At 68.6% G+C, this 18,814-nt stretch carries 20 protein-coding genes; 8 read left to right on the top strand and 12 right to left on the bottom strand.

Annotated elements, in window-relative coordinates; all coding sequences use genetic code 11:
• Window positions 1–61 precede the first annotated feature (61 nt).
• Window positions 62–718: a TetR family transcriptional regulator gene (locus RV045_RS07795; protein ID WP_423235221.1), complete on the top strand. Its 657-nt coding sequence runs from the start codon at window positions 62–64 to the stop codon at window positions 716–718.
• 96 nt (window positions 719–814) lie between these two features.
• On the opposite strand, the gene RV045_RS07800 is transcribed toward RV045_RS07795, so the two are convergent.
• The 11 genes from RV045_RS07800 to metK form a co-directional block, all read right to left on the bottom strand.
• Complete coding sequence (locus tag RV045_RS07800) at window positions 815–2,326, bottom strand: tetratricopeptide repeat protein (protein WP_423235222.1); 1,512 nt, start codon at window positions 2,324–2,326, stop codon at window positions 815–817.
• A 63-nt stretch (window positions 2,327–2,389) separates the two neighbouring features.
• Complete coding sequence (gene tsaD / locus RV045_RS07805) at window positions 2,390–3,472, bottom strand: tRNA (adenosine(37)-N6)-threonylcarbamoyltransferase complex transferase subunit TsaD (protein WP_423235223.1); 1,083 nt, start codon at window positions 3,470–3,472, stop codon at window positions 2,390–2,392.
• Window positions 3,473–3,477: 5 nt separating this feature from the next.
• A complete protein-coding gene (fdx, locus tag RV045_RS07810) occupies window positions 3,478–3,819 on the bottom strand; it encodes an ISC system 2Fe-2S type ferredoxin (protein ID WP_423235224.1) in 342 nt (113 codons plus the stop codon).
• 26 nt (window positions 3,820–3,845) lie between these two features.
• Window positions 3,846–5,747 carry a Fe-S protein assembly chaperone HscA gene (hscA, locus tag RV045_RS07815; RefSeq protein WP_423235225.1) on the bottom strand — a complete coding sequence of 634 codons (1,902 nt, stop codon included), beginning with the start codon at window positions 5,745–5,747 and terminating at the stop codon, window positions 3,846–3,848.
• A 68-nt stretch (window positions 5,748–5,815) separates the two neighbouring features.
• Window positions 5,816–6,364, bottom strand: a complete 549-nt coding sequence (hscB, locus tag RV045_RS07820; protein WP_423235319.1) for a Fe-S protein assembly co-chaperone HscB — start codon at window positions 6,362–6,364, stop codon at window positions 5,816–5,818.
• Between the two features lie 19 nt (window positions 6,365–6,383).
• Window positions 6,384–6,707, bottom strand: coding sequence for an iron-sulfur cluster assembly protein IscA (gene iscA / locus RV045_RS07825; protein WP_423235226.1), 324 nt, complete (start codon window positions 6,705–6,707; stop codon window positions 6,384–6,386).
• A gap of 2 nt (window positions 6,708–6,709) precedes the next feature.
• On the bottom strand, window positions 6,710–7,102 hold the full coding sequence (iscU, locus tag RV045_RS07830) for a Fe-S cluster assembly scaffold IscU (protein WP_423235227.1): 393 nt from the start codon (window positions 7,100–7,102) through the stop codon (window positions 6,710–6,712).
• Window positions 7,103–7,138: 36 nt separating this feature from the next.
• Window positions 7,139–8,353, bottom strand: a complete 1,215-nt coding sequence (locus RV045_RS07835) for an IscS subfamily cysteine desulfurase (protein ID WP_423235228.1) — start codon at window positions 8,351–8,353, stop codon at window positions 7,139–7,141.
• A gap of 137 nt (window positions 8,354–8,490) precedes the next feature.
• Window positions 8,491–9,027, bottom strand: a complete 537-nt coding sequence (locus tag RV045_RS07840) for an Rrf2 family transcriptional regulator (RefSeq protein ID WP_423235229.1) — start codon at window positions 9,025–9,027, stop codon at window positions 8,491–8,493.
• A gap of 176 nt (window positions 9,028–9,203) precedes the next feature.
• Window positions 9,204–10,241: a GGDEF domain-containing response regulator gene (locus RV045_RS07845; protein ID WP_423235230.1), complete on the bottom strand. Its 1,038-nt coding sequence runs from the start codon at window positions 10,239–10,241 to the stop codon at window positions 9,204–9,206.
• 158 nt (window positions 10,242–10,399) lie between these two features.
• Window positions 10,400–11,584 (bottom strand): methionine adenosyltransferase, encoded by a 1,185-nt coding sequence (metK, locus tag RV045_RS07850; protein ID WP_423235231.1) that lies wholly within the window; start codon window positions 11,582–11,584, stop codon window positions 10,400–10,402.
• 167 nt (window positions 11,585–11,751) lie between these two features.
• Between metK and RV045_RS07855 the strand changes: the two genes are divergently transcribed.
• From RV045_RS07855 to RV045_RS07885, 7 genes are read left to right on the top strand one after another with little or no spacing between them, the layout of a single operon-like run.
• On the top strand, window positions 11,752–12,600 hold the full coding sequence (locus tag RV045_RS07855; protein WP_423235320.1) for a lysophospholipid acyltransferase family protein: 849 nt from the start codon (window positions 11,752–11,754) through the stop codon (window positions 12,598–12,600).
• A complete protein-coding gene (locus RV045_RS07860; RefSeq protein ID WP_423235232.1) occupies window positions 12,597–13,541 on the top strand; it encodes an LpxL/LpxP family acyltransferase in 945 nt (314 codons plus the stop codon). The genes RV045_RS07855 and RV045_RS07860 overlap by 4 nt, the downstream gene beginning before the upstream one ends.
• Window positions 13,542–13,570: 29 nt before the next feature.
• On the top strand, window positions 13,571–14,458 hold the full coding sequence (gene dapF, locus RV045_RS07865) for a diaminopimelate epimerase (protein WP_423235233.1): 888 nt from the start codon (window positions 13,571–13,573) through the stop codon (window positions 14,456–14,458).
• Entirely contained in the window at window positions 14,455–15,162 is a 708-nt protein-coding gene (locus RV045_RS07870) for a DUF484 family protein (protein ID WP_423235234.1), read from the top strand. The genes dapF and RV045_RS07870 overlap by 4 nt, the downstream gene beginning before the upstream one ends.
• A gap of 8 nt (window positions 15,163–15,170) precedes the next feature.
• Complete coding sequence (locus RV045_RS07875) at window positions 15,171–16,163, top strand: tyrosine-type recombinase/integrase (RefSeq protein ID WP_423235235.1); 993 nt, start codon at window positions 15,171–15,173, stop codon at window positions 16,161–16,163.
• 55 nt (window positions 16,164–16,218) lie between these two features.
• Window positions 16,219–17,340: a tRNA 2-thiouridine(34) synthase MnmA gene (gene mnmA, locus RV045_RS07880; RefSeq protein WP_423235236.1), complete on the top strand. Its 1,122-nt coding sequence runs from the start codon at window positions 16,219–16,221 to the stop codon at window positions 17,338–17,340.
• An 11-nt stretch (window positions 17,341–17,351) separates the two neighbouring features.
• The gene (locus tag RV045_RS07885; protein ID WP_423235237.1) at window positions 17,352–17,939 is read left to right on the top strand and encodes an SAM-dependent methyltransferase; all 588 of its coding nucleotides are present in this window, start codon (window positions 17,352–17,354) and stop codon (window positions 17,937–17,939) included.
• A 73-nt stretch (window positions 17,940–18,012) separates the two neighbouring features.
• Here the strand turns inward: RV045_RS07885 and RV045_RS07890 are convergent, their stop codons facing one another.
• Window positions 18,013–18,756, bottom strand: a complete 744-nt coding sequence (locus RV045_RS07890) for an acetoacetate decarboxylase (RefSeq protein WP_423235238.1) — start codon at window positions 18,754–18,756, stop codon at window positions 18,013–18,015.
• Window positions 18,757–18,814: the final 58 nt, after the last annotated feature.

The raw sequence follows: 18,814 nt of genomic DNA on the forward strand, positions 1-18,814 counted from the left end.
TGTATGTAAGAGGTATGATGTTTCACCGAACCACAAATCCGCTCTGACGCAGACCCGCAACATGGCCCGAAAAACGCGCGAACTCGCCCTCGAAACCCGCCATCGCCTGCTGGACGCGGCCGAGCTTCTCTTCGACCGCCAGGGCGTGGCGGCCACCTCGCTGCAGCAGATCGCCACCGAAGCCGATGCCACGCGCGGCGCGGTGTACTGGCACTTCCGCAACAAGGCCGATCTGCTCGATGCGCTGCTGCACAACCGCGTGCGCCAGCCGCTGTCCGCGCTGGCCGACAGCCTCCTGCTGCAGGCGCAGGCGGCGTCGCTTCAGGCCCCGCTGGACCGCGTGCTGCACCTGCTGCTGGGTCTGGCCGAAGGCATTTCTGCCGACCCCGCCGTGCGGCGCACGCTGGGCATCGCCATTTTCAAGGTCGAACGCGGCGTGGACGGCGATCTCAAGCACATCATGGGCCAGAGCCGCAGTCAGGGCATGCTGGATCTGCACAGCCTGATCGAGTGTCTGCTGAATCAGCCCGGGCCCGACATCCAGGCCTCACCCCCCGATGCCACCCGTGCGGCCAGCGGGCTGGCGATGATTTTCGAGGGCCTGCTGTTCGGCTGGCTGCTCGACCTGAACGACGCCCCGGCAGACACCCCGCCCGCGCAGGGCCTGCCCGAGCGCATGCGGCACGTGATGAATGCTTATCTGCGGGGGCTGGGGTGAGTGAAAGGGCTGGGCGCAGATTGGCTGGCAGAGCCGGATCGATGCCGCGCTGAAGGAATGCTGAAATCCAGCCGCCCGGCCCCCTGAAGCGCCGCTTTAAAGCACGCCCGACAGCGCCCGCCCGTCATCCTGACCCGTGCGCAGTCGGTCGGCGACAGGCCAGGCCGCGTCCAGGCGGTCGCTGAGGTAATAAACCGTCATCTGGAACGAGGCTTCAGGCAGCCACAGGTCGATGTGCGATTCGCCCTGACGGAAGCGCGCCCACGCGTCGCCGCTGGGCGGGACGTTCTGGTCGAGCACGCGGTATTTGCCCTGCAGCGTGCGCAGCGTCTGCTGCGCCCAGGTGTCCTGCGTGGCGCCAAAGGGTTTTTTGAGCATCTGCAGCACCACGCCCGCCAGCACGTCGCGGGCGTCAAACAGCAGCGTGGCCGACTGCAGCCCGCCCACGCCCAACGCAGTGCCCGACAGCACAAAGCTGGGGCCGCCACTGCGCGGGTCCACCGGGCCGGGCTGCAGCTCGGTCTTGCCGGACCACGCTTTGCGCACGTCGGCCAGGCGGGCAAATCCCACCTCCAGGCCCAGTGGCGCGGCATTCAGTGGCGGGCGGCGCTGGGTGTAGACCGCCTGCGCGTCGCCGCCCGCAGGCGCCTGCGTCAGCGCCTGGCGCGATGCGACGGTCTCGGCCGAATCCGCAGCCTGGTCCGAATCTGAAGACCGGGATTTCATCTGCGCTGCCGCCCAGCCGGAGCGCCGCTTGAGCGCCTGCAGATTGCGCCCGGCGTAAGGGTCGCCCTGGGCGGCCGCCTGTTCAAACCAGTGCGCAGCCTGCGCCAGGTCAGCCGGGACGCCCTCGCCGTCCTGCAGCATCAATGCGTAATTGTTCTGCCCCGCGGCATTGCCCTGGCGGGCTGATTTTTCGAACCACTGCGCGGCCTGCGCCACGTCACGGGGACCGCCCTGGCCGTTTTTCAGCATCAGGCCCAGGTTGTTCTGAGCGGCCGCGTGGCCCTGGGCTGCGGCTTTGCTGAACCACTCCAGCGCCTGGCGGGCGTCCACCGGCACGCCCTGCCCCAGGCGGAAGGCGTTGCCCAGGTCGCGCTGGCAGTCGGCGTTGCCCTGCTGCGCGCACAGGCGCAGCAGCGGCACCGCGCGGGCGTACTGGCGCTGCGCCAGCGCCTGACGGGCCATTTCCAGACGCTCCTGGGCGCTGGGCGCGGCTATGGTTTCCCCGCCCGGCGCGGGGGGCGGCATGGCGGCAGCGGGCGGCGGCGTGACGGCAGCGGGCGGCGGCTTGTCGAGAGCGGGCGCTGGGGCCGGTGCCAGGACAGGTGGTTTTTGCGGCGCGGTGTTCAGTGCAGCCGGGACAGCCGGGGCCGTGGGCGGCTGCACCGTGACCGACAGCGGCGGCGCCACACTGGCCGCAGCCGCAGGCGCCCGCTCGGGCGTGATCACCACTGGCGGCTGCGACGCCGGAGCGCCAGGCGGCGGCAGGACTTCGATCACCGGCGCCGGAGGCGTCTGCGCGATGGCAGGCCAGGCCAGCCACGCCAGCAGGGCGACAGCGGGGCGCAGCGCCGGACGCATGACATCAGCAAGGGACGGTTTCATGCGGGCCATCATAGCGAAGCGGCGCTCGCACAAACTTCGGAAAACCCGCAGGATTTGCCCGGTTCAGGCGGGCGACAGCTCGTCCAGCGGCCAGCGCGGGCGCACCGCCACGGCCTGCGGGCCTGCCACGCCGCGCTGCGGGCGATCCAGCAGACCGTGCTGCAGGCGCAGGCCCGCCGCCAGCGCAATCATGGCGCCGTTGTCGGTGCACAGGCGCAGTTCGGGGTAGTGCACGCGCCAGCCGCGCCGCTGCGCCAGCGCATTGAGGCTATCGCGCAAATGGGCGTTGGCGCCCACGCCGCCCGCCACCACCAGCCGGTTCAGTCCGGTCTGTTTCAGGGCAGCGGCAGATTTTTTCACCAGCACCTCGACAATCGCGGCCTGGGTGGATGCGGCCAGGTCGGCGCGCTCGGCTTCGCTGGGCGCTCGGCCCAGGCGCTGCACGCGTGTGGCCACCGCCGTTTTCAGGCCCGCGAACGAGAAATCCAGATCCTTGCTGTGCAGCAGCGGCCGGGGCAGGTCGTGCGCCGCAGGGTCACCGCTTTCGGCGCACTGCGCCAGCGCCGGTCCGCCCGGGTAGCCCAGGCCCAGCACCTTGGCCGATTTGTCGAAGGCCTCGCCAGCGGCGTCGTCCACGGTTTCGCCCAGCAGCGCGTAGCGGCCTACGCCGTCCACGCGCATCAGCTGCGTGTGCCCGCCCGAGACCAGCAGCGCCACAAAGGGAAACGGCGGCGGATCGCTGGACAGCATGGGCGAGAGCAGATGCCCTTCCAGGTGGTGTACCGGCCAGGCGGGAACGCCCAGCGACCACGCCAGCGCCGCCGCCAGCGCAGAGCCGGTCAGAAGCGCTCCCGCCAGGCCAGGACCTGCGGTGTAGGCCACGGCGTCGATGTCGCCGCGCACGCAGCCCGAATCAGTCAGCACGCGCTGCAGCAGCGGCAGCAGGCGGCGGATGTGGTCGCGCGAGGCCAGCTCGGGCACCACGCCGCCGTAATCCTGGTGCATGGCGATCTGGCTGTGCAGCGCGTCGGCCAGCAGGCGCGGCAAGCGGGCCGGATCGGCGCCGACCTCGATCAGCGCCAGGCCCGTTTCGTCGCAGGACGATTCAATCCCCAGAACGCGAACGGGGGCAAGGGGCGCAGCCATGGCCGTCAGTGGCTGGCTTCGCGGGCGTGGTTGATGCTGTAGCGCGGAATCTCGACCGTCACGTCAGCCGATCCCAGCACCGCCTGGCAGGACAGGCGCGACGTGGGCGACAGGCCCCAGGCGCGGTCCAGCAGGTCTTCTTCGATTTCGGAGGCTTCGCCCAGCGTGGCATAGCCTTCGCGCACGACCACGTGGCAGGTGGTGCAGGCGCAGCTTTTCTCGCAGGCGTGGTCGATTTCCACACCGCCCGCGATCATCGCGTCGCAGACGGTGACGCCGGCCTCGGCGGTCAGGGTGGCGCCGTCCGGGCAGTAATCGCGGTGGGGCAGGATGCGGAGAGTGGGCATGGTAGGAACTGGCAAAGAGATCAGGATCAGGCGATATCGGACAGCGAGCGCCCTTTGAGCGCCCGGGCGATGCCCTCGTTCATGCGGCGCGCGGCCAGGCTTTCGGTGGCCTCGGCCAGCGCTTTCATGGCGATGTCGATGGTGTCGGTGCGGGCCGCTTTCAGGCTGGCCTGGACCTGGAGCACAGCCGCGTCGATGGTCGCGCGCTCTGCAGCGTCCAGCAGGTGGCCGTCACTGGCCAGGGCGCTGGCGGTGGCCAGCAGCAGGCGGTCGGCCTCGACCTGCGCTTCGCGCAGCAGGCGCGCTTCGATGTCGCTCTGCGCGAAAGAGACGCCGTCCTGCAGCATTCGGGTGATGTCGTCGTCCGCCAGGCCGTAGCTGGGTTTGACCTCGATCTGCGCCGTGGCGCCGGTGGTCAGCTCCTGGGCGCTGACGCTGAGCAGGCCGTCGGCGTCGACCGCGAAGGTGACGCGCACCCGCGCCGCGCCCGCCACCAGCGGCGGAATGCCGCGCAGCTCGAAGCGCGCCAGCGAGCGGCAGTCCGCCACCAGTTCGCGCTCGCCCTGCACGGCGTGGATGGCCATGGCGGTCTGGCCGTCCTGCCAAGTGGTGAATTCCTGCGCACGCGCCGCCGGAATGGTGGTGTTACGCTCGATGATGCGTTCGACCAGGCCGCCCATGGTTTCCAGCCCCAGCGAGAGCGGGATCACATCCAGCAGCAGCGGGCCGTCGGCGCCCTGCCCGACCAGCGCCTGCGCCTGGCGCGCGGCGCCCAGCGCGACGACTTCGTCGGGGTTGAGATCAACCAGAGGCTCGCGGCCCATGGCGCGGGCCACGGCGGCCCGCACGGCGGGCATGCGGGTCGAACCGCCCACCATCACCGTGCCCTGCACGGCGTCCGGGGCGATGTCGGCGTCGCGCAGCACCTGGCGCAGGGCGCGCAGCGTGCGCTCGATCAGCGGCGCAGCCACGCGGTCCAGATCGGCGCGGCCCACGGCCACGTCCAGCACCAGCGGCTGGGCCAGCACCTCGTCGGCGGGCAGTGTCAGCGCGAAAGGCGCGCTGTCCTGATCGCTGAGCTGCTCTTTCACCTGGCGGGCCAGCGTCTGCAGGCGGCGCTTGCTGGCCGGGCCGATGGCGTCCAGCGCGTCGGAATCCAGCCCCTGCGGCGCAGCCTGCTGCCACACCCAGCGCACCAGCGCGGCGTCGATGTCGTCACCGCCCAAAGCGGCGTCACCGCCGGTGGCCACCACCTCGAACACGCCCGCACGCAGGCGCAGCAGTGACACATCAAAAGTGCCGCCGCCCAGGTCGTAAATCAGGTAGAGACCTTCCAGGCCCTGATCCAGCCCATAAGCCAGCGCGGCGGCGGTGGGTTCGTTGATCAGACGCAGCACGGGCAGACCGGCCAGCTGCGCGGCGTCTTTGGTGGCCTGGCGCTGGGCGTCGTCGAAATAAGCGGGGACGGTGATGACGGCTCCGGCCAGTTCCTGCCCGGCGTGTTCGCGGGCGCGGCGGGCCAGCACGTGCAGGATCTCGGCGGCGACCTGCACCGGCGTTTTCACGCCCTGCACCGTGCGCACCGCAACCATGCCGCTGTGATCGACCCACTCGTAGGGCGACTGGCGGCTGGCGCGGACATCGGCCAGGCGGCGGCCCATCCAGCGCTTGGCCGAAACGATGACATTGCGCGGGTCCGTGGCCGCCTCAGCCAGCGCGGCGCGGCCGACCCCGGCGCTGCCGTCACTGCGGTAGTGGACCGCCGAGGGCAGGATGACCTCGCCCTGCGCGTCCGGCAGGCAGCTGGCGTGGCCGTTGCTGACCCAGGCGACCAGCGAATGCGTGGTGCCCAGATCAATGCCGACCGCCACCTGGCGTTCGTGAGGCAGGGGCGACATGCCCGGTTCGGAAATCTGCAGCAGGGCCATGGGGATCAGGTCACATCAGAAAAAAAGGGCGTCCGCCGCCCCAGCAGGCGACGGCGTCGGAACAGAAGTCAGGGCAGATCAGCGGCCGCATCGAGCGCCGCCTGGCGGGCGCTGGCCTCATGGCGCAGGCGCTGCACGAACATCAGGGCGCGCACGGCCTGAGCGGCGGCGGCAGTGTCGCCATCGACGTCCAGCGCGGTCTGCAGGCGCTCCAGCCAGTGGTGGCGCTGCGTGGCGGCCTCGGCCAGCAGCGCGTCGAGCGCGGCCACGCTGTCCGCGTCGTCCAGCGCCTCGCGCCACTGCATCTGCTGCATCAGGAAGTCGGCCGGCATGGCGGTGTTGCGCTCGGCATCAACGGCCTGCCCACGCAGTTCGCACAGGTAGGCGCCACGCTGCACGGGGTCTTTCAGGCGGCGGTGCGCCTCGTTGATGCGCAGCGACCACTGCATGGCCAGGCGCCGTCCGGCGTCGCCCTGGCCAACATGGCGGTCGGGGTGGACGCGCGACTGCCAGTCGCGCCAGGCCGATTCCAGAGCCGCTTCATCGATCTGGTGGCGGCGCGGCAGGCCCAGCAGGGCGAAATCGTCGTCGTCCAGGCGCGGCGCCGCAGGATGCACTGCAGCAGCGGGCGCCCGGTCAGACCCGGAAGGATTCGCCACAGCCACAGCGGTCTTTCTCGCGCGGGTTGTTGAACTTGAAGCCCGAATTCAGACCTTCACGGACGAAATCGAGTTCGGTGCCGTCCAGGTAAACCAGGCTTTTCGGATCGACCAGCACTTTGACGCCGTCGGTTTCAAAGACGATGTCCTCGTCCAGCAGCTCGTCGGCGAATTCCAGCTTGTAGGCCAGCCCCGAGCAGCCCGACGTGCGCACGCCCAGCCGCACGCCCACGCCCTTGCCCCGTTTCTGCAGGAACTGGCTGACGTGCGCCGCTGCGGCGGGAGACAGGGAAACCGACATGATCAGGCCGTGGCGCCGTGGCGCGCGCGGTAGTCGTCCACCGCCGCCTTGATGGCATCTTCGGCCAGAATGGAGCAGTGCACTTTCACCGGCGGCAGCGCCAGTTCCTGGGCGATGTGGGTGTTTTTGATTTCCAGCGCTTCGTCCAGGCTCTTGCCCTTGACCCATTCGGTGACCAGCGAGCTGGACGCGATGGCCGAGCCGCAGCCGTAGGTCTTGAAGCGCGCATCCTGGATCAGCCCGGTGGCCGGATCGACCTTGATCTGCAGTTTCATCACGTCGCCGCAGGCCGGGGCGCCGACCATGCCGGTACCGACATCCTCGTCGCCCTTGTCGAAGGCGCCAACGTTGCGCGGGTTGTCGTAGTGGTCGATGACCTTGTCGCTGTATGCCATGGTGTTTTCCTTGCTAGAAAGGGGCGCAGGTCGGGCTCAGTGCGCGGCCCACTGGATGGTGGACAGGTCAACCCCGTCCTTGTACATGTCCCACAGCGGGGAGAGTTCGCGCAGGCGCGAGACGGTTTCGCTGATCAGGTGGATGGCCTGATCGACTTCGGCGTCGGTGGTGAAGCGGCCCAGCGTCATGCGCAGGCTGGAGTGCGCCAGCTCGTCGCTGCGGCCCAGTGCGCGCAGCACATAGCTGGGCTCCAGGCTGGCCGAGGTGCAGGCCGAACCCGACGACACTGCGATGCCCTTCAGGCCCATGATCAGCGACTCGCCTTCGACGAAGTTGAAGGACATGTTCAGGTTGTGCGGCACGCGGTGTTCCATCGAGCCGTTGATGAAAACCTGCTCGATGCCTTCCAGGCCCTTGAGCAGACGCTGCTGCAGGCGGCGGGCGTGTTCGGCGTCGCGGCCCATGTCTTCGCGGGCGATGCGGAAGGCTTCACCCATGCCCACGCACTGGTGGGTGGGCAGCGTGCCCGAGCGCATGCCGCGCTCGTGACCGCCGCCGTGCATCTGCGCTTCGAGGCGCACGCGCGGCTTGCGGCGCACATAAAGGGCGCCGATGCCTTTGGGGCCGTAGGTCTTGTGCGAGGCCAGGCTCATCAGGTCGATGGGCAGTTCGGCCAGATTGATGGCGACCTTGCCCGTGGCCTGCGCCGCATCGACGTGGAAAATGATGCCCCGCTCGCGGCACAGCGTGCCCAGCGCGACCATGTCCTGAATGACGCCGGTCTCGTTGTTGACGAACATCACCGAGGCCAGGATGGTGTCCGGGCGGATGGCGTCGCGGAAGCGGTCGAGATCGATCAGGCCATCTTCCTGCACATCCAGGTAGGTGACCTCAAAGCCCTGGCGTTCCAGCTCGCGCGTGGTGTCCAGCACGGCCTTGTGCTCGGTCTTGACGGTGATGATGTGCTTGCCCTTGCCCCGGTAAAAGTGGGCCGCGCCCTTGATCGCCAGGTTGTTGGATTCGGTGGCGCCGCTGGTCCAGACGATTTCGCGCGGATCAGCGCCCACCAGCTGGGCGACCTGGTCGCGGGCGGCCTCGACGGCGGCCTCGGCTTCCCAGCCCCACTGGTGCGAGCGGGAGGCGGGATTGCCGAAGTTTTCGCGCAGCCAGGGGATCATCGCGTCAACGACGCGCGGGTCGACGGGCGTGGTGGCGCCGTAATCCAGATAGACGGGGAAATGGGGAGTCATGGAAAGAACCTGTGGTTGGATGCGCGACGGAATCGGGCTTGGGATCGAGTTTGGGCTTGAACCCGGGCCCCGGCCGCTGCGCGCATCAGAAAATCAAAGGGGCGTGAAGAAAGCAAAGACAGCGCAATAACGCCAGCTTACTTGCCCAGCGATGCCCCCAGCGCGAACACCGAATTGGGGCCGGTCACGCGGATGGGCTTGACGACGGGCTGGGTGGAGATGGCACGACGCACCGGCGACTCCTCGATCGAGACGCCGCTGTCCAGCTGGTCCTGCACCAGCTTGGCCAGCGAGATCGAGCCCAGGAATTCGAGCATCTTGGCGTTCAGGCTGGTCCACAGATCGTGGGTCATGCAGCGCGCGCCGTCGTCGCCCATGCAGCCGTGTTCCTTGCCGCCGCAGCCGGTGGCGTCCAGGCCTTCGTCCACAGCCAGGATCACGTCGGCGACCGTGATGTCCTGCGCCTTGCGGCCCAGCGAATAACCGCCGCCGGGGCCGCGCGTGCTTTCCACCAGTTCGTGGCGGCGCAGCTTGCCGAACAGCTGTTCGAGGTAAGACAGGGAAATCTGCTGGCGCTGGCTGATCGCGGCCAATGCGACCGGGCCATTGCTGGCGCGCAAGGCCAGATCAATCATGGCCGTGACGGCAAAACGCCCTTTGGTGGTCAATCTCACGGGGTACTCCTTGAAGCCTGCATTCTGGTGAGGACCAGATCATGACATAAGTTGAGCAATTTTGTCAACTATAGGCCGGAATATCACGAAAATGTGATAAAGCGGCGCGGGTCAGGCCGCTGTTCTCATGTAACCCACCATTATAAACGGGCCAGAAAGGCCTCGGATCAAGGCGATCAGGCTGCGGCGCCCCGGATGGCAGTGTCCTGGCGATGGGCCTGCCCGGCCGTATCCAGGCGCATCTCGAAACTGAAGAAGCAGTTGCGCCCCTGCCGCTTGGCGGCATAAAGCGATTCGTCGGCGCGGGTGAACAGGCCTTCGGCGGTGGTGTCGGCGTCGGCCACGCAGGTGGTCAGCCCGCCCGACACCGTCACCCACGGCGCGACGCTGGAATCGGGATGCGGCAGGTTCAGCTTGGAGAACATGCGGATCACCGCGCGCGCAAAAGTCATCGCGCCCGATTTGGGCGTCTGCGGCAGGATCAGGGCGAATTCTTCTCCGCCGTAGCGTGCCACGACGTCGCGCGGGCGCTGGCAGACGTGGCGCAGCAGCCCGGCCACCTGCTGCAGGCAGACATCGCCCTGGGCGTGACCCAGGCGGTCGTTGTAGGCCTTGAAGAAATCGATGTCCAGCAGCGCCAGCGTCATCGGCGAACCTTCGCGGCGCGAGGCCATGATTTCCTGGCGGATCAGCCGATCGAACCCGCGCCGGTTGACGACCTGGGTGAGCGCGTCGGTCTCGGTCAGCTGCGCCAGCTGCGAGTTGGCGCGGTGCAGTTCCTCCGACATGGACACCAGGCGGCGGCGCATGTCCATCAGACGCTGCATGGCGCGGATTTTGGCTAACAGGATGACCTCGGACGACGGCTTGATCAGATAGTCGTCGCCGCCCGCTTCGATGCCTTCGCACAGGGCCTGATCGCCCGAGCTGGCCGACAGGAAAATGATGGGCGTCCACGTGCCAGTTTCCATGGCCCGGATGCGGCGCGCCACCGCATAGCCGTTCTGACCCGGCATTTCAACATCCAGCAGGATCAGGTCGGGCTGGTGCTGCGCGTAGGCGGCCAGCGCCGTGTCGTGGTCCACCGCCTCGGTGACGCGGTGACCGGCCAGGGTCAGGCTGCGCGCAAACAGGCTGCGCGCCAGCTCCTGATCGTCCACGACCAGAATGTTCAGCCCCTGACCGGGCGGGATGGCAGACAGGATGGATGACATGGGTGACGCACAAGTACAGCAAGGACAGCGGCCCGGCAGACCCTGTGTCCACCAGTGACCGCAGTCTAGCTGGACACCCGGGGGGAGCGCTTGGGAAAATCGTCCGCCTTCACCCCCCTGTTTGCGTGAACAAATTCACGCCCGGATGCCGACCCCGGTCACAGCCCGGCGGCGGCCTTGAGCGCGGCGGCGCGGTCGGTGCGCTCCCAGGTGAACTCGGGCTCTTCGCGGCCGAAGTGGCCGTAGGCGGCGGTCTTTTCGTAGATCGGGCGCTGCAGATCCAGCATCTGGATGATGCCGCGCGGACGCAGGTCAAACTGCGCGCGCACCAGCTGCTCAATCTGCGCGTCGGGGATCACGCCCGTGCCTTCGGTGTAGACCGTGATGTTCATGGGCCGGGCCACGCCAATCGCGTAAGCCACCTGGATCTGGCACTGGCGCGCCAGACCCGCCGCCACGATGTTCTTGGCCACATAGCGCGCCGCGTAGGCCGCGCTGCGGTCCACCTTGGTCGGGTCCTTGCCCGAGAACGCCCCGCCGCCGTGCGGACAGGCGCCGCCGTAGGTGTCCACGATGATCTTGCGGCCCGTGAGGCCGCAGTCGCCTTGCGGGCCACCCACCACAAAACGCCCGGTCGGGTTGATGAGGAATTCGGTGCCGACCAGCAGTTCGGACGGCAGCACGGGCTTGATGATTTCCTCGACGATGGCCTCGATGAAGGAGGGCTTCATCGTTTTGGCGTCCAGGCTCTGGTCGGGGCTGTGCTGGGTGGACAGCACGACGGTCTGGATGCCGGCGGGCTTGCCATCCTCGTAGCGGAAGGTGACCTGCGCCTTGGCGTCCGGGCGCAGGAAAGGCAGGCGGCCGTCCTTGCGCAGCTGGGCCTGGCGCTCGACCAGGCGGTGCGCGTAGTAGATCGGCGCGGGCATCAGCTCGGGGGTTTCGTCGCAGGCGTAACCGAACATCAGGCCCTGGTCACCGGCGCCGATGTTGAGCACGTCGTCGCTGGCCTGGTCCACGCCCTGGGCGATGTCGTTGGATTGCTTGTCGTAAGCGACCAGCACCGCGCAGCCCTTGTAGTCGATGCCGTAATCGGTGTTGTCGTAACCGATGCGCTGGATGGTATCGCGCGCCACCTGGATGTAATCGACGTGGGCGTTGGTGGTGATCTCGCCCGCCAGCACGACCAGGCCCGTGTTGCACAGGGTTTCGGCAGCCACGCGGCTGACCGGGTCCTGCGCCAGGATGGCGTCTAGAATGGCGTCGGAAATCTGGTCGGCGACCTTGTCCGGGTGACCTTCGGAGACCGATTCGGACGTGAAAAGAAAACTGGCATTGGACATGGCTCTGGAACTCCCGTTGAAACAAGCATCTCGCGCTGTCTGCTCCTGGGGCCCAGGTGCGCGCTTTAGCAGATATCGGCCGAGCGGCCGCTCCCATGAAGGAGCTGGCAGCCCTGCAAGTTGCTTGGATTAACTCGGCTGCCAGAAATCGCGATTTTATGCCAGTCCTGCCCGCCCTGTTCAGACTTCTGTCACGATGGCCTTTGCCGCTGCTGCATTTTCTGGGCGCGGGCCTGGGCTGGATCGTCTGGGCCGCCTCGCCGCGCTACCGCCAGCGCCTGCAGGAGAACGCGGCCCAGGCGGGGCTGACCCGGCGCCAGTGGATGGCCTCGGTGGCGCACGCGGGGCGCATGACGCTGGAAACCCCGCGCCTGTGGCTGGGCGAGCCCGTGCCGCTGTACTGGCGTAACGCCGACCTCCTGGAAGCCGCTTATGCCCAAGGACGCGGCGTGGTGATGATGACGCCGCACATGGGCGCTTTTGAAACCCTGCCCCAGGGCGTGGCGCTGCGCTGCGGGCCACAGCACGGCGATCTGACCGTGCTTTACCGCCCGGCGCGTCAGGCCTGGCTGGCCGGGCTGATGCGTCAGGCGCGCCAGCGCGAACACCTGCGTGCCGTGCCCACCGACCTGTCCGGCGTGCGCCAGATGATCCGTGCCCTGCGCCAGGGACAGGCCGTCGGCCTGCTGCCCGACCAGGTCCCGCCCGAAGGCATGGGCGTCTGGAGCCGCTTTTTCGGCCGCGAGGCCTACACCATGACGCTGGCTGCCCGCCTGATCCAGCAGACCGGCGCCATCCCCGTGCTGATGCGCAGCGAGCGCCTGCCGCGTGGCGCGGGCTTTGCCATGCATGTGCAGGCATTCCCTGGCGCGATCAGCCCCGATCTGGAGACCGCCGTTCAGCAGATCAACGACGCCATCGAAGGCGTGATCCGCCAGTGTCCGCAGCAGTATCTGTGGGGCTACGCCCGCTACAAAGCGCCCGGACCCGTGCGCACGGCAGGCGACGCCGCATGAACGCGCCCAGGCCTTCCCCGGAAGATGCACCAGACACCGCGCCGGACATCCGGGGCTGGCGCCACTGGCCCAGCCACGCGGCGCTGGGACTGATGTGGCTGCTGCACTTTCTGCCGCTGACGCTGCTGGCGCCGCTGGGCCGGGGGGTGGGTGCGCTGCTGTGGCTGGCGGGCCGCTCGCGCCGCCGCATCGCGCTGCGCAATCTGGCGCTGTGCCTGCCCGAGCTGTCGCCCGCCGAACGCCTGGCACTGGCCCGCGAGCACTTCGCCCTGCTGGGGCGCAGCCTGCTGGAGCGCAGCCTGCTGTGGCACGCCTCGCCGGAGCGGCTGCGGCGGCTGATCCACATCGAGGGCAATATCCACCTGGCGCAGACCAGCGACCGACCGGTGATGTGGCTGACCCCGCACTTCCTGGCGCTGGACGTGGCCGGGGTGGCGACCCAGGTGCATCAGGGCAAGGTCGGCTGTTCGATTTACCAAGCGCAGAGCAACCCGGTGTTCGACGCCGCCATGCGCCGCGCCCGCCTGCGCTTTGGCCTGGCGCAGATCCATGCCCGGGGCGAAGGCGTGCTGCCGGTGATGCGCGCCATCCGGCGCGGCACGCCCTTCTTTAATCTGCCGGATATGGATTTCGGCCTGAAAGACGCCGCCTTTGTGCCCTTCATGGGCGTGAGCTCAGCGACCCTGCTGACGCCGTCCAAAATGGCGCACAAGCTGGATATGGTCGTGCAGCCCGTCATCGCCGACATCCTGCCTGGCGGCCAGGGCTACCGCGTGCACTTCATGCCGCCGCTGGCGGGCTTTCCCACGGCCGATGCGCTGGCCGACACCGCGCACCTGAACGAGTGGATCGCCGCCCAGGTGCGCCTGCGCCCGGCGCAGTACCTGTGGGTGCACCGCCGCTTCAAGACGCGGCCGGATGGCCAGCCCCCGCTCTACTGAAGCGGGGCCAAAACGCTACACTGCGGGCCATGCGTATCCACTTCACCAAAATGCAGGGAGCGGGCAACGATTTTGTCGTGCTCGACGGCGTGCGTCAGGACCTGTCCGCGCTGGATGCGGCGCTGCTGCAGCGCCTGGGCGACCGCCGTTTTGGCGTCGGCGCCGACCAGATTCTGCTCGTCCAGCCCGCGCAGCAGGCGGGGGCCGACTTCCGCTACCGCATCTTCAACGGCAGCACCGGCGCCGAAGTCCAGCACTGCGGCAACGGCGCGCGCTGCTTCGCACGCTATGTGCGCGACCAGGGCCTGATTGATCGCGACGTGATCCGCGTCGACACCGTCAACAACCGGCTGGAACTGCGCCTGCAAAGCGACGGCCGCGTCACAGTAGACATGGGCGCACCGCGCTGGCAGCCGTCTGATCTGCCTTTCGACCCGGCCGGCCTGACGCCCGACACCGCCAGCGCAGTGCCGCTGTGGACGCTGGACACGCCCTGGCACACCGACCCGGCAACATCCGGGCGGCCCGCGCAGGTGCAGTTTGCCGCGCTGTCCATGGGCAACCCGCACGCGGTGATCGCGGTGGACGACGTGGAGCGCTATCCCGTTGCGGACGTCGGCGCTTGGCTGGAAAGCCACCCGCGCTTCGCGCAGAAGGTCAACGTGGGCTTTGCCCAGACGCTGGCGCCGGGCGAAATGCGCCTGCGCGTTTTCGAGCGTGATGCGGGCGAAACCCTGGCCTGCGGCACCGGCGCCTGCGCAGCGGCTGTGGCCGGGATGGCGCTGGGGCGCCAGGCCAGCGCCGTCGAAATCCACACCCGAGGCGGCGATCTGCGCATCGCCTGGGCGGGCGGCGACACCCCCGTGCTGATGACCGGCCCCGCCGAAACCGTTTTTGAAGGACACATCGATCTATGAGCGCCGACCTGAACCTGCAGGGCATCACCGAAGAAGACATCGCCGAATACCTGGTGCTGACGCCCGGATTCTTCGAACGCCACGCCACGCTGCTGGCCACCATCCAGCTGGTCAGCCCGCTGGGCAAGCGCGTGGTTTCGCTGCAGGAGCGCCAGATGGAGATGCTGCGCGATCGCATCAAGGGTCTGGAGCAGCGGCTGGTGGACATGATCCGCAACGCGCAGGACAACGAGAGCCTGCACCAGCGCCTGCTGGGCCTGGCCAACACGCTGATGCTGACGGCCGATGCCAGCCAGCTCCCTGGCGTGCTGTGCGAGGTGCTGCGCGAACAGTTCCAGGTGCCCGCCGTCGGCCTGCGCCTGTGGGGCGTGACCCAGGCCTGGGCGCACCTGCCGTGCACCGAGGGCGTCAGCGCCGAAGTTCGCTCACTGGCCGCCAGCCTGGGCCAGCCCTACTGCGGCGCCAATTCGGGCTTCGAGGCCGCACAGTGGCTGGAGGGCGAATCGCCCGGCGAGGGGCTGTCGCTGGCGCAGAGCATCACCTCGATCGCGCTGATCCAGCTGCAGCGCAGCGACGGCCGCAGCTTCGGCCTGCTGGCGCTGGGCTCGCCCGACCCGGCGCGCTTTGGCGCGGACATGGACACCGATGTGCTGCGCCACCTGGGGCACCTGGCGCAGAGTGCGCTATCGCGCCTGCTGGGCTGAAGCGCGCTGTGCCCGACCCCGCCCTGCCCTGTCCATCGCCGTCTCCGGCTGACTGGCTGAGCCACCTGCAGGCCGACCGCCGCCTGGCGGCGCGCACTCTGGCGCTTTACACCCAGGCGCTGGACAAGCTGGTGGCGCTGGCCCGCGCGGAGAACACCGCCGCGCAGGACTGCAGCGCCACGCAGCTTCGGCGCTGGCTGGCGCAGGCCAACGGTGAAGGGCTGGGACCGCGCTCGCTGGCGCTGATGCTGTCGGCGTGGCGTGGCTGGTTCGGCTGGCTGGCGCAGCAGGGCCATCTGCGCGTCAACCCCTGCACCGGACTGCGCCCGCCCAAAGCGGCGCGCCCGCTGCCCAAGGCGCTGGCGGTGGATCAGGCCGTGCTGCTGGCCGATACCGCGCAGCAGGCCACGCACGAGGCACAGGCCAGCGGCTCGGCCTTCATGCGCCAGCGCGACGCCGTCATTGTCGAGCTGCTCTACGGCTGCGGCCTGCGCGTGGGCGAGCTGGTTGGGCTGGATCTGCGCCCCAGCGGCTCGGCGCACGCGCAAACCGGCTGGATCGATCTGGCGCAGCGCGACGTGCACGTGCTGGGCAAGGGCGGCAAGCGGCGCAGCCTGCCGCTGGGCCAGGCCGCCGTGCAGGCACTGCAGGCCTGGCTGCCGCTGCGCGCCGCGCAGGCGCTGGCCGGTGAAACAGGGGAGCCGGGCCAGAGCGCGCCCCTGCTCATCACCCGCCAGGGCGAGCGCCTGTCGGCCAGCCATGTGCGCAACCGCCTGAGGGCGCTGTCGCTGCAGGCGGGCACCGGCCATGTCCACCCGCACATGCTGCGCCACAGCTACGCCAGCCACCTGCTGCAGTCCAGCGGCGATCTGCGCGGCGTGCAGGAGCTGCTGGGCCACGCCAGCATCGCCACCACGCAGGTTTACACGCGCCTGGATTTCCAGCATCTGGCCAAAATCTACGACAAAGCCCACCCGCGCGCGCGGACCAAATCGTCCTGATCCCCCTTCTGATCTTTGTTCTGATTTTTCTTCTGAACCGACTTTCATCGAGCTTATGAACCGTCCCCAGCGCATTGTCATCGGCCTTTCGGGCGGCGTGGATTCGTCCGTGTCCGCGCACCTGCTCAAGCAGCAGGGGCACGAGGTCGTCGGCCTGTTCATGAAAAACTGGGAGGACGACGACAGCGACGCCACGGCCGAAGACGCGGGCTACTGCACCTCGCGCCAGGACTGGCTGGACGCCGCCAGCGTCGCCGACGTGCTGGGCATAGACATCGAATTCGTCAACTTCGCCGCCGAGTACAAGGACCGCGTTTTCGCCACCTTCCTGGCCGAATACCAGGCCGGACGCACGCCCAACCCCGACGTGCTGTGCAACGCCGAGATCAAGTTCAAGGCCTTTCTGGACCACGCCCTGGCGCTGGGCGCCGAGGCCATCGCCACCGGCCATTACGCGCGCACGGCGCCGCAAGGGACGGGCACAGCGCTGCTCAAGGGGCTGGACCCGCTCAAGGACCAGTCCTACTTCCTGCACCGCCTGCTGCCGCACCAGCTGGCGCGCACGCACTTTCCGCTGGGCGGGATCCCCAAGACAGAGGTGCGTCGCATCGCGCAGGAGATCGGCCTGCCCAACGCGCAGAAGAAGGATTCCACCGGCATCTGCTTCATCGGCGAGCGCCCTTTCCGCGAATTTCTGGGCCGCTACCTGGCGCACCGCAGCGGCCCCATCACCGATCTGGACAGCGGCCGCGTCGTTGGCCAGCATCAGGGCCTGAGCTTTTACACCCTGGGCCAGCGCCAGGGCCTGGGGATAGGTGGCGTCAAAGGCGGACGCCAGGACGAGCACGGCGTGCACCTGCCCTGGTTTGTCGCGCGCAAGGACATGGCGCGCAACGTGCTGGAGGTGGTCCAGGGGCACGATCACCCGGCCCTGCAAAGCCACCGCGTCTGGGTGCAGGACCTGAGCTGGACGGTCGCCCCGCCCGCGCCCGGCCGCTTTGCCGCCAAAACCCGCTACCGCCAGGCCGACGCGCCCTGCGATCTGGCCTGGGAGGAAGAGGGCCGCCTGCGCCTGGATTTCCCGCAGGCGCAGTGGGCCGTGACGCCGGGCCAGTCGGCGGTGATCTACGACGGCGACGTCTGCGTGGGCGGCGGCATCATCGTCGCCAGCGAATAAGGATTCTCACCATGTGGAACGAGCGCTATTCCGCCCCCGATTACGTTTATGGCACCGAGCCCAACGCCTTTCTGGCGCAGCAGGCGTCCAGGCTGCAGGGCCCCGTGCTCTCGCTGGCGGAGGGCGAGGGGCGCAACGCCGTCCACCTGGCCCACCTTGGGCTGGACGTGCTGGGCGTGGACAGCTCGGACGTGGGCCTGGCCAAGGCGCAGCGCCTGGCGGGTGAGCGCGGTGTGCGCATCGCCACCCAGGTGACGGACCTGGCCGAGTTCATGCCGCAGGCCGGGCACTATGGCGCGGTGGTGTCCATTTTTGCGCACCTGCCGTCCCGCCTGCGCCAGCGGCTGTACCCACTGGTCGAGCAGGCCCTCAAGCCCGGCGGCCTGCTGGTGCTGGAGGCCTACACGCCGCGCCAGATCGCGCGCGGCACGGGCGGCCCCAAGGACGTGGACATGCTGCTCGACGCCGATCTGCTGCGCCGCGCCTTCCCCGGGCTGGAGCCCCTGCTGCTGCAGGAGACCGAGCGCGACGTCACCGAGGGCCGACTGCACACTGGCGTGGCGTCGGTGGTGCAGTTTGTGGGGCGAAAACCGGGCTGAGGCGGCCTGAAACGGCCTGAAACGGCCTGAAACGGGCTGATCCAGGCTGATCCGGCCAGGTCAATCAGGCCAATCAGGCCAGATAGTCCAGCACCACCTCGCCCAGGCCCAGCGTCAGGTCGGCGATCAGGTGCTTGCCGCCGACCACCTCCAGCACCGGCAGACTGGCCACGGGCGCGAGCGCGTGCTGGAACAGCTCCAGCGCGGCAGGCCCGGCCCAGGCGCCCTTCACCGTCACGTCCAGCAGCGGGTAGCGCACCAGCTCCAGGATGCGCGGCGTGCCATCGACGTGCGGGATGATTTTCAGCAGGTAGTTGGGCGTCTGGGCCAGCTTGCGGGTTTCTTCCACCCGGTCCAGCGCGGTGTATTTGAAGCCCATGGTGCCGGTCGCGACGCGCAGCGGGCCGTAATCGAGCGTGCCCACCAGCGTGTCCGACCAGACCTTCAGCGTCGGGTGCGCCAGCTTTTTGGGAAAGCCCCACAGCTCGCGACCGCCCGCGATGGGCGCGTGGTCGTCCAGATACATGCTGTGCGTGTAATTGGCCGCGCGGCCTTCCATGTCGCGCACCGAAATCACCTGGCCGCTTTCGGTGTAATCGCCAAAGCCCGAGCTGTCGGGCATGCGGATGAACTCGAAGTGGACGAGGGGGTCAGCCACCGTCAGCGGCTCAGGCACCACGGCGCGCAGGGCGTCCAGGTCGGTGCGGTAGCTGATGATGAAAAACTCGCGGTTCCTGAAAAAATACGGCCCCACCGGGAAGGCGGGGCTGGTCAGGGGCATGGCGAAGGCGTTCTTTTTGAGGTCAGCGATGTTCACAGGCGTCAGGGCCGGTCGGCCGTCAGTGGAAAGACAGCCGCCAGCATAGACCCCGCGC

Origin of the sequence: Amphibiibacter pelophylacis, assembly GCF_037688875.1 — a bacterium.
Taxonomy (GTDB): domain Bacteria; phylum Pseudomonadota; class Gammaproteobacteria; order Burkholderiales; family Burkholderiaceae_C; genus Amphibiibacter; species Amphibiibacter pelophylacis.

Excerpts from the sequence above, each read along its gene's own strand:
- RV045_RS07795 (WP_423235221.1), top strand. The coding sequence starts at position 62 with ATGGCCCGAAAAACGCGCGAACTCGCCCTCGAAACCCGCCATCGCCTG.
- RV045_RS07800 (WP_423235222.1), bottom strand. The coding sequence starts at position 2,326 with ATGAAACCGTCCCTTGCTGATGTCATGCGTCCGGCGCTGCGCCCCGCT.
- tsaD (WP_423235223.1), bottom strand. The coding sequence starts at position 3,472 with ATGGCTGCGCCCCTTGCCCCCGTTCGCGTTCTGGGGATTGAATCGTCC.
- fdx (WP_423235224.1), bottom strand. The coding sequence starts at position 3,819 with ATGCCCACTCTCCGCATCCTGCCCCACCGCGATTACTGCCCGGACGGC.
- hscA (WP_423235225.1), bottom strand. The coding sequence starts at position 5,747 with ATGGCCCTGCTGCAGATTTCCGAACCGGGCATGTCGCCCCTGCCTCAC.
- iscA (WP_423235226.1), bottom strand. The coding sequence starts at position 6,707 with ATGTCGGTTTCCCTGTCTCCCGCCGCAGCGGCGCACGTCAGCCAGTTC.
- iscU (WP_423235227.1), bottom strand. The coding sequence starts at position 7,102 with ATGGCATACAGCGACAAGGTCATCGACCACTACGACAACCCGCGCAAC.
- RV045_RS07835 (WP_423235228.1), bottom strand. The coding sequence starts at position 8,353 with ATGACTCCCCATTTCCCCGTCTATCTGGATTACGGCGCCACCACGCCC.
- RV045_RS07845 (WP_423235230.1), bottom strand. The coding sequence starts at position 10,241 with ATGTCATCCATCCTGTCTGCCATCCCGCCCGGTCAGGGGCTGAACATT.
- metK (WP_423235231.1), bottom strand. The coding sequence starts at position 11,584 with ATGTCCAATGCCAGTTTTCTTTTCACGTCCGAATCGGTCTCCGAAGGT.
- RV045_RS07860 (WP_423235232.1), top strand. The coding sequence starts at position 12,597 with ATGAACGCGCCCAGGCCTTCCCCGGAAGATGCACCAGACACCGCGCCG.
- dapF (WP_423235233.1), top strand. The coding sequence starts at position 13,571 with ATGCGTATCCACTTCACCAAAATGCAGGGAGCGGGCAACGATTTTGTC.
- RV045_RS07870 (WP_423235234.1), top strand. The coding sequence starts at position 14,455 with ATGAGCGCCGACCTGAACCTGCAGGGCATCACCGAAGAAGACATCGCC.
- mnmA (WP_423235236.1), top strand. The coding sequence starts at position 16,219 with ATGAACCGTCCCCAGCGCATTGTCATCGGCCTTTCGGGCGGCGTGGAT.
- RV045_RS07885 (WP_423235237.1), top strand. The coding sequence starts at position 17,352 with ATGTGGAACGAGCGCTATTCCGCCCCCGATTACGTTTATGGCACCGAG.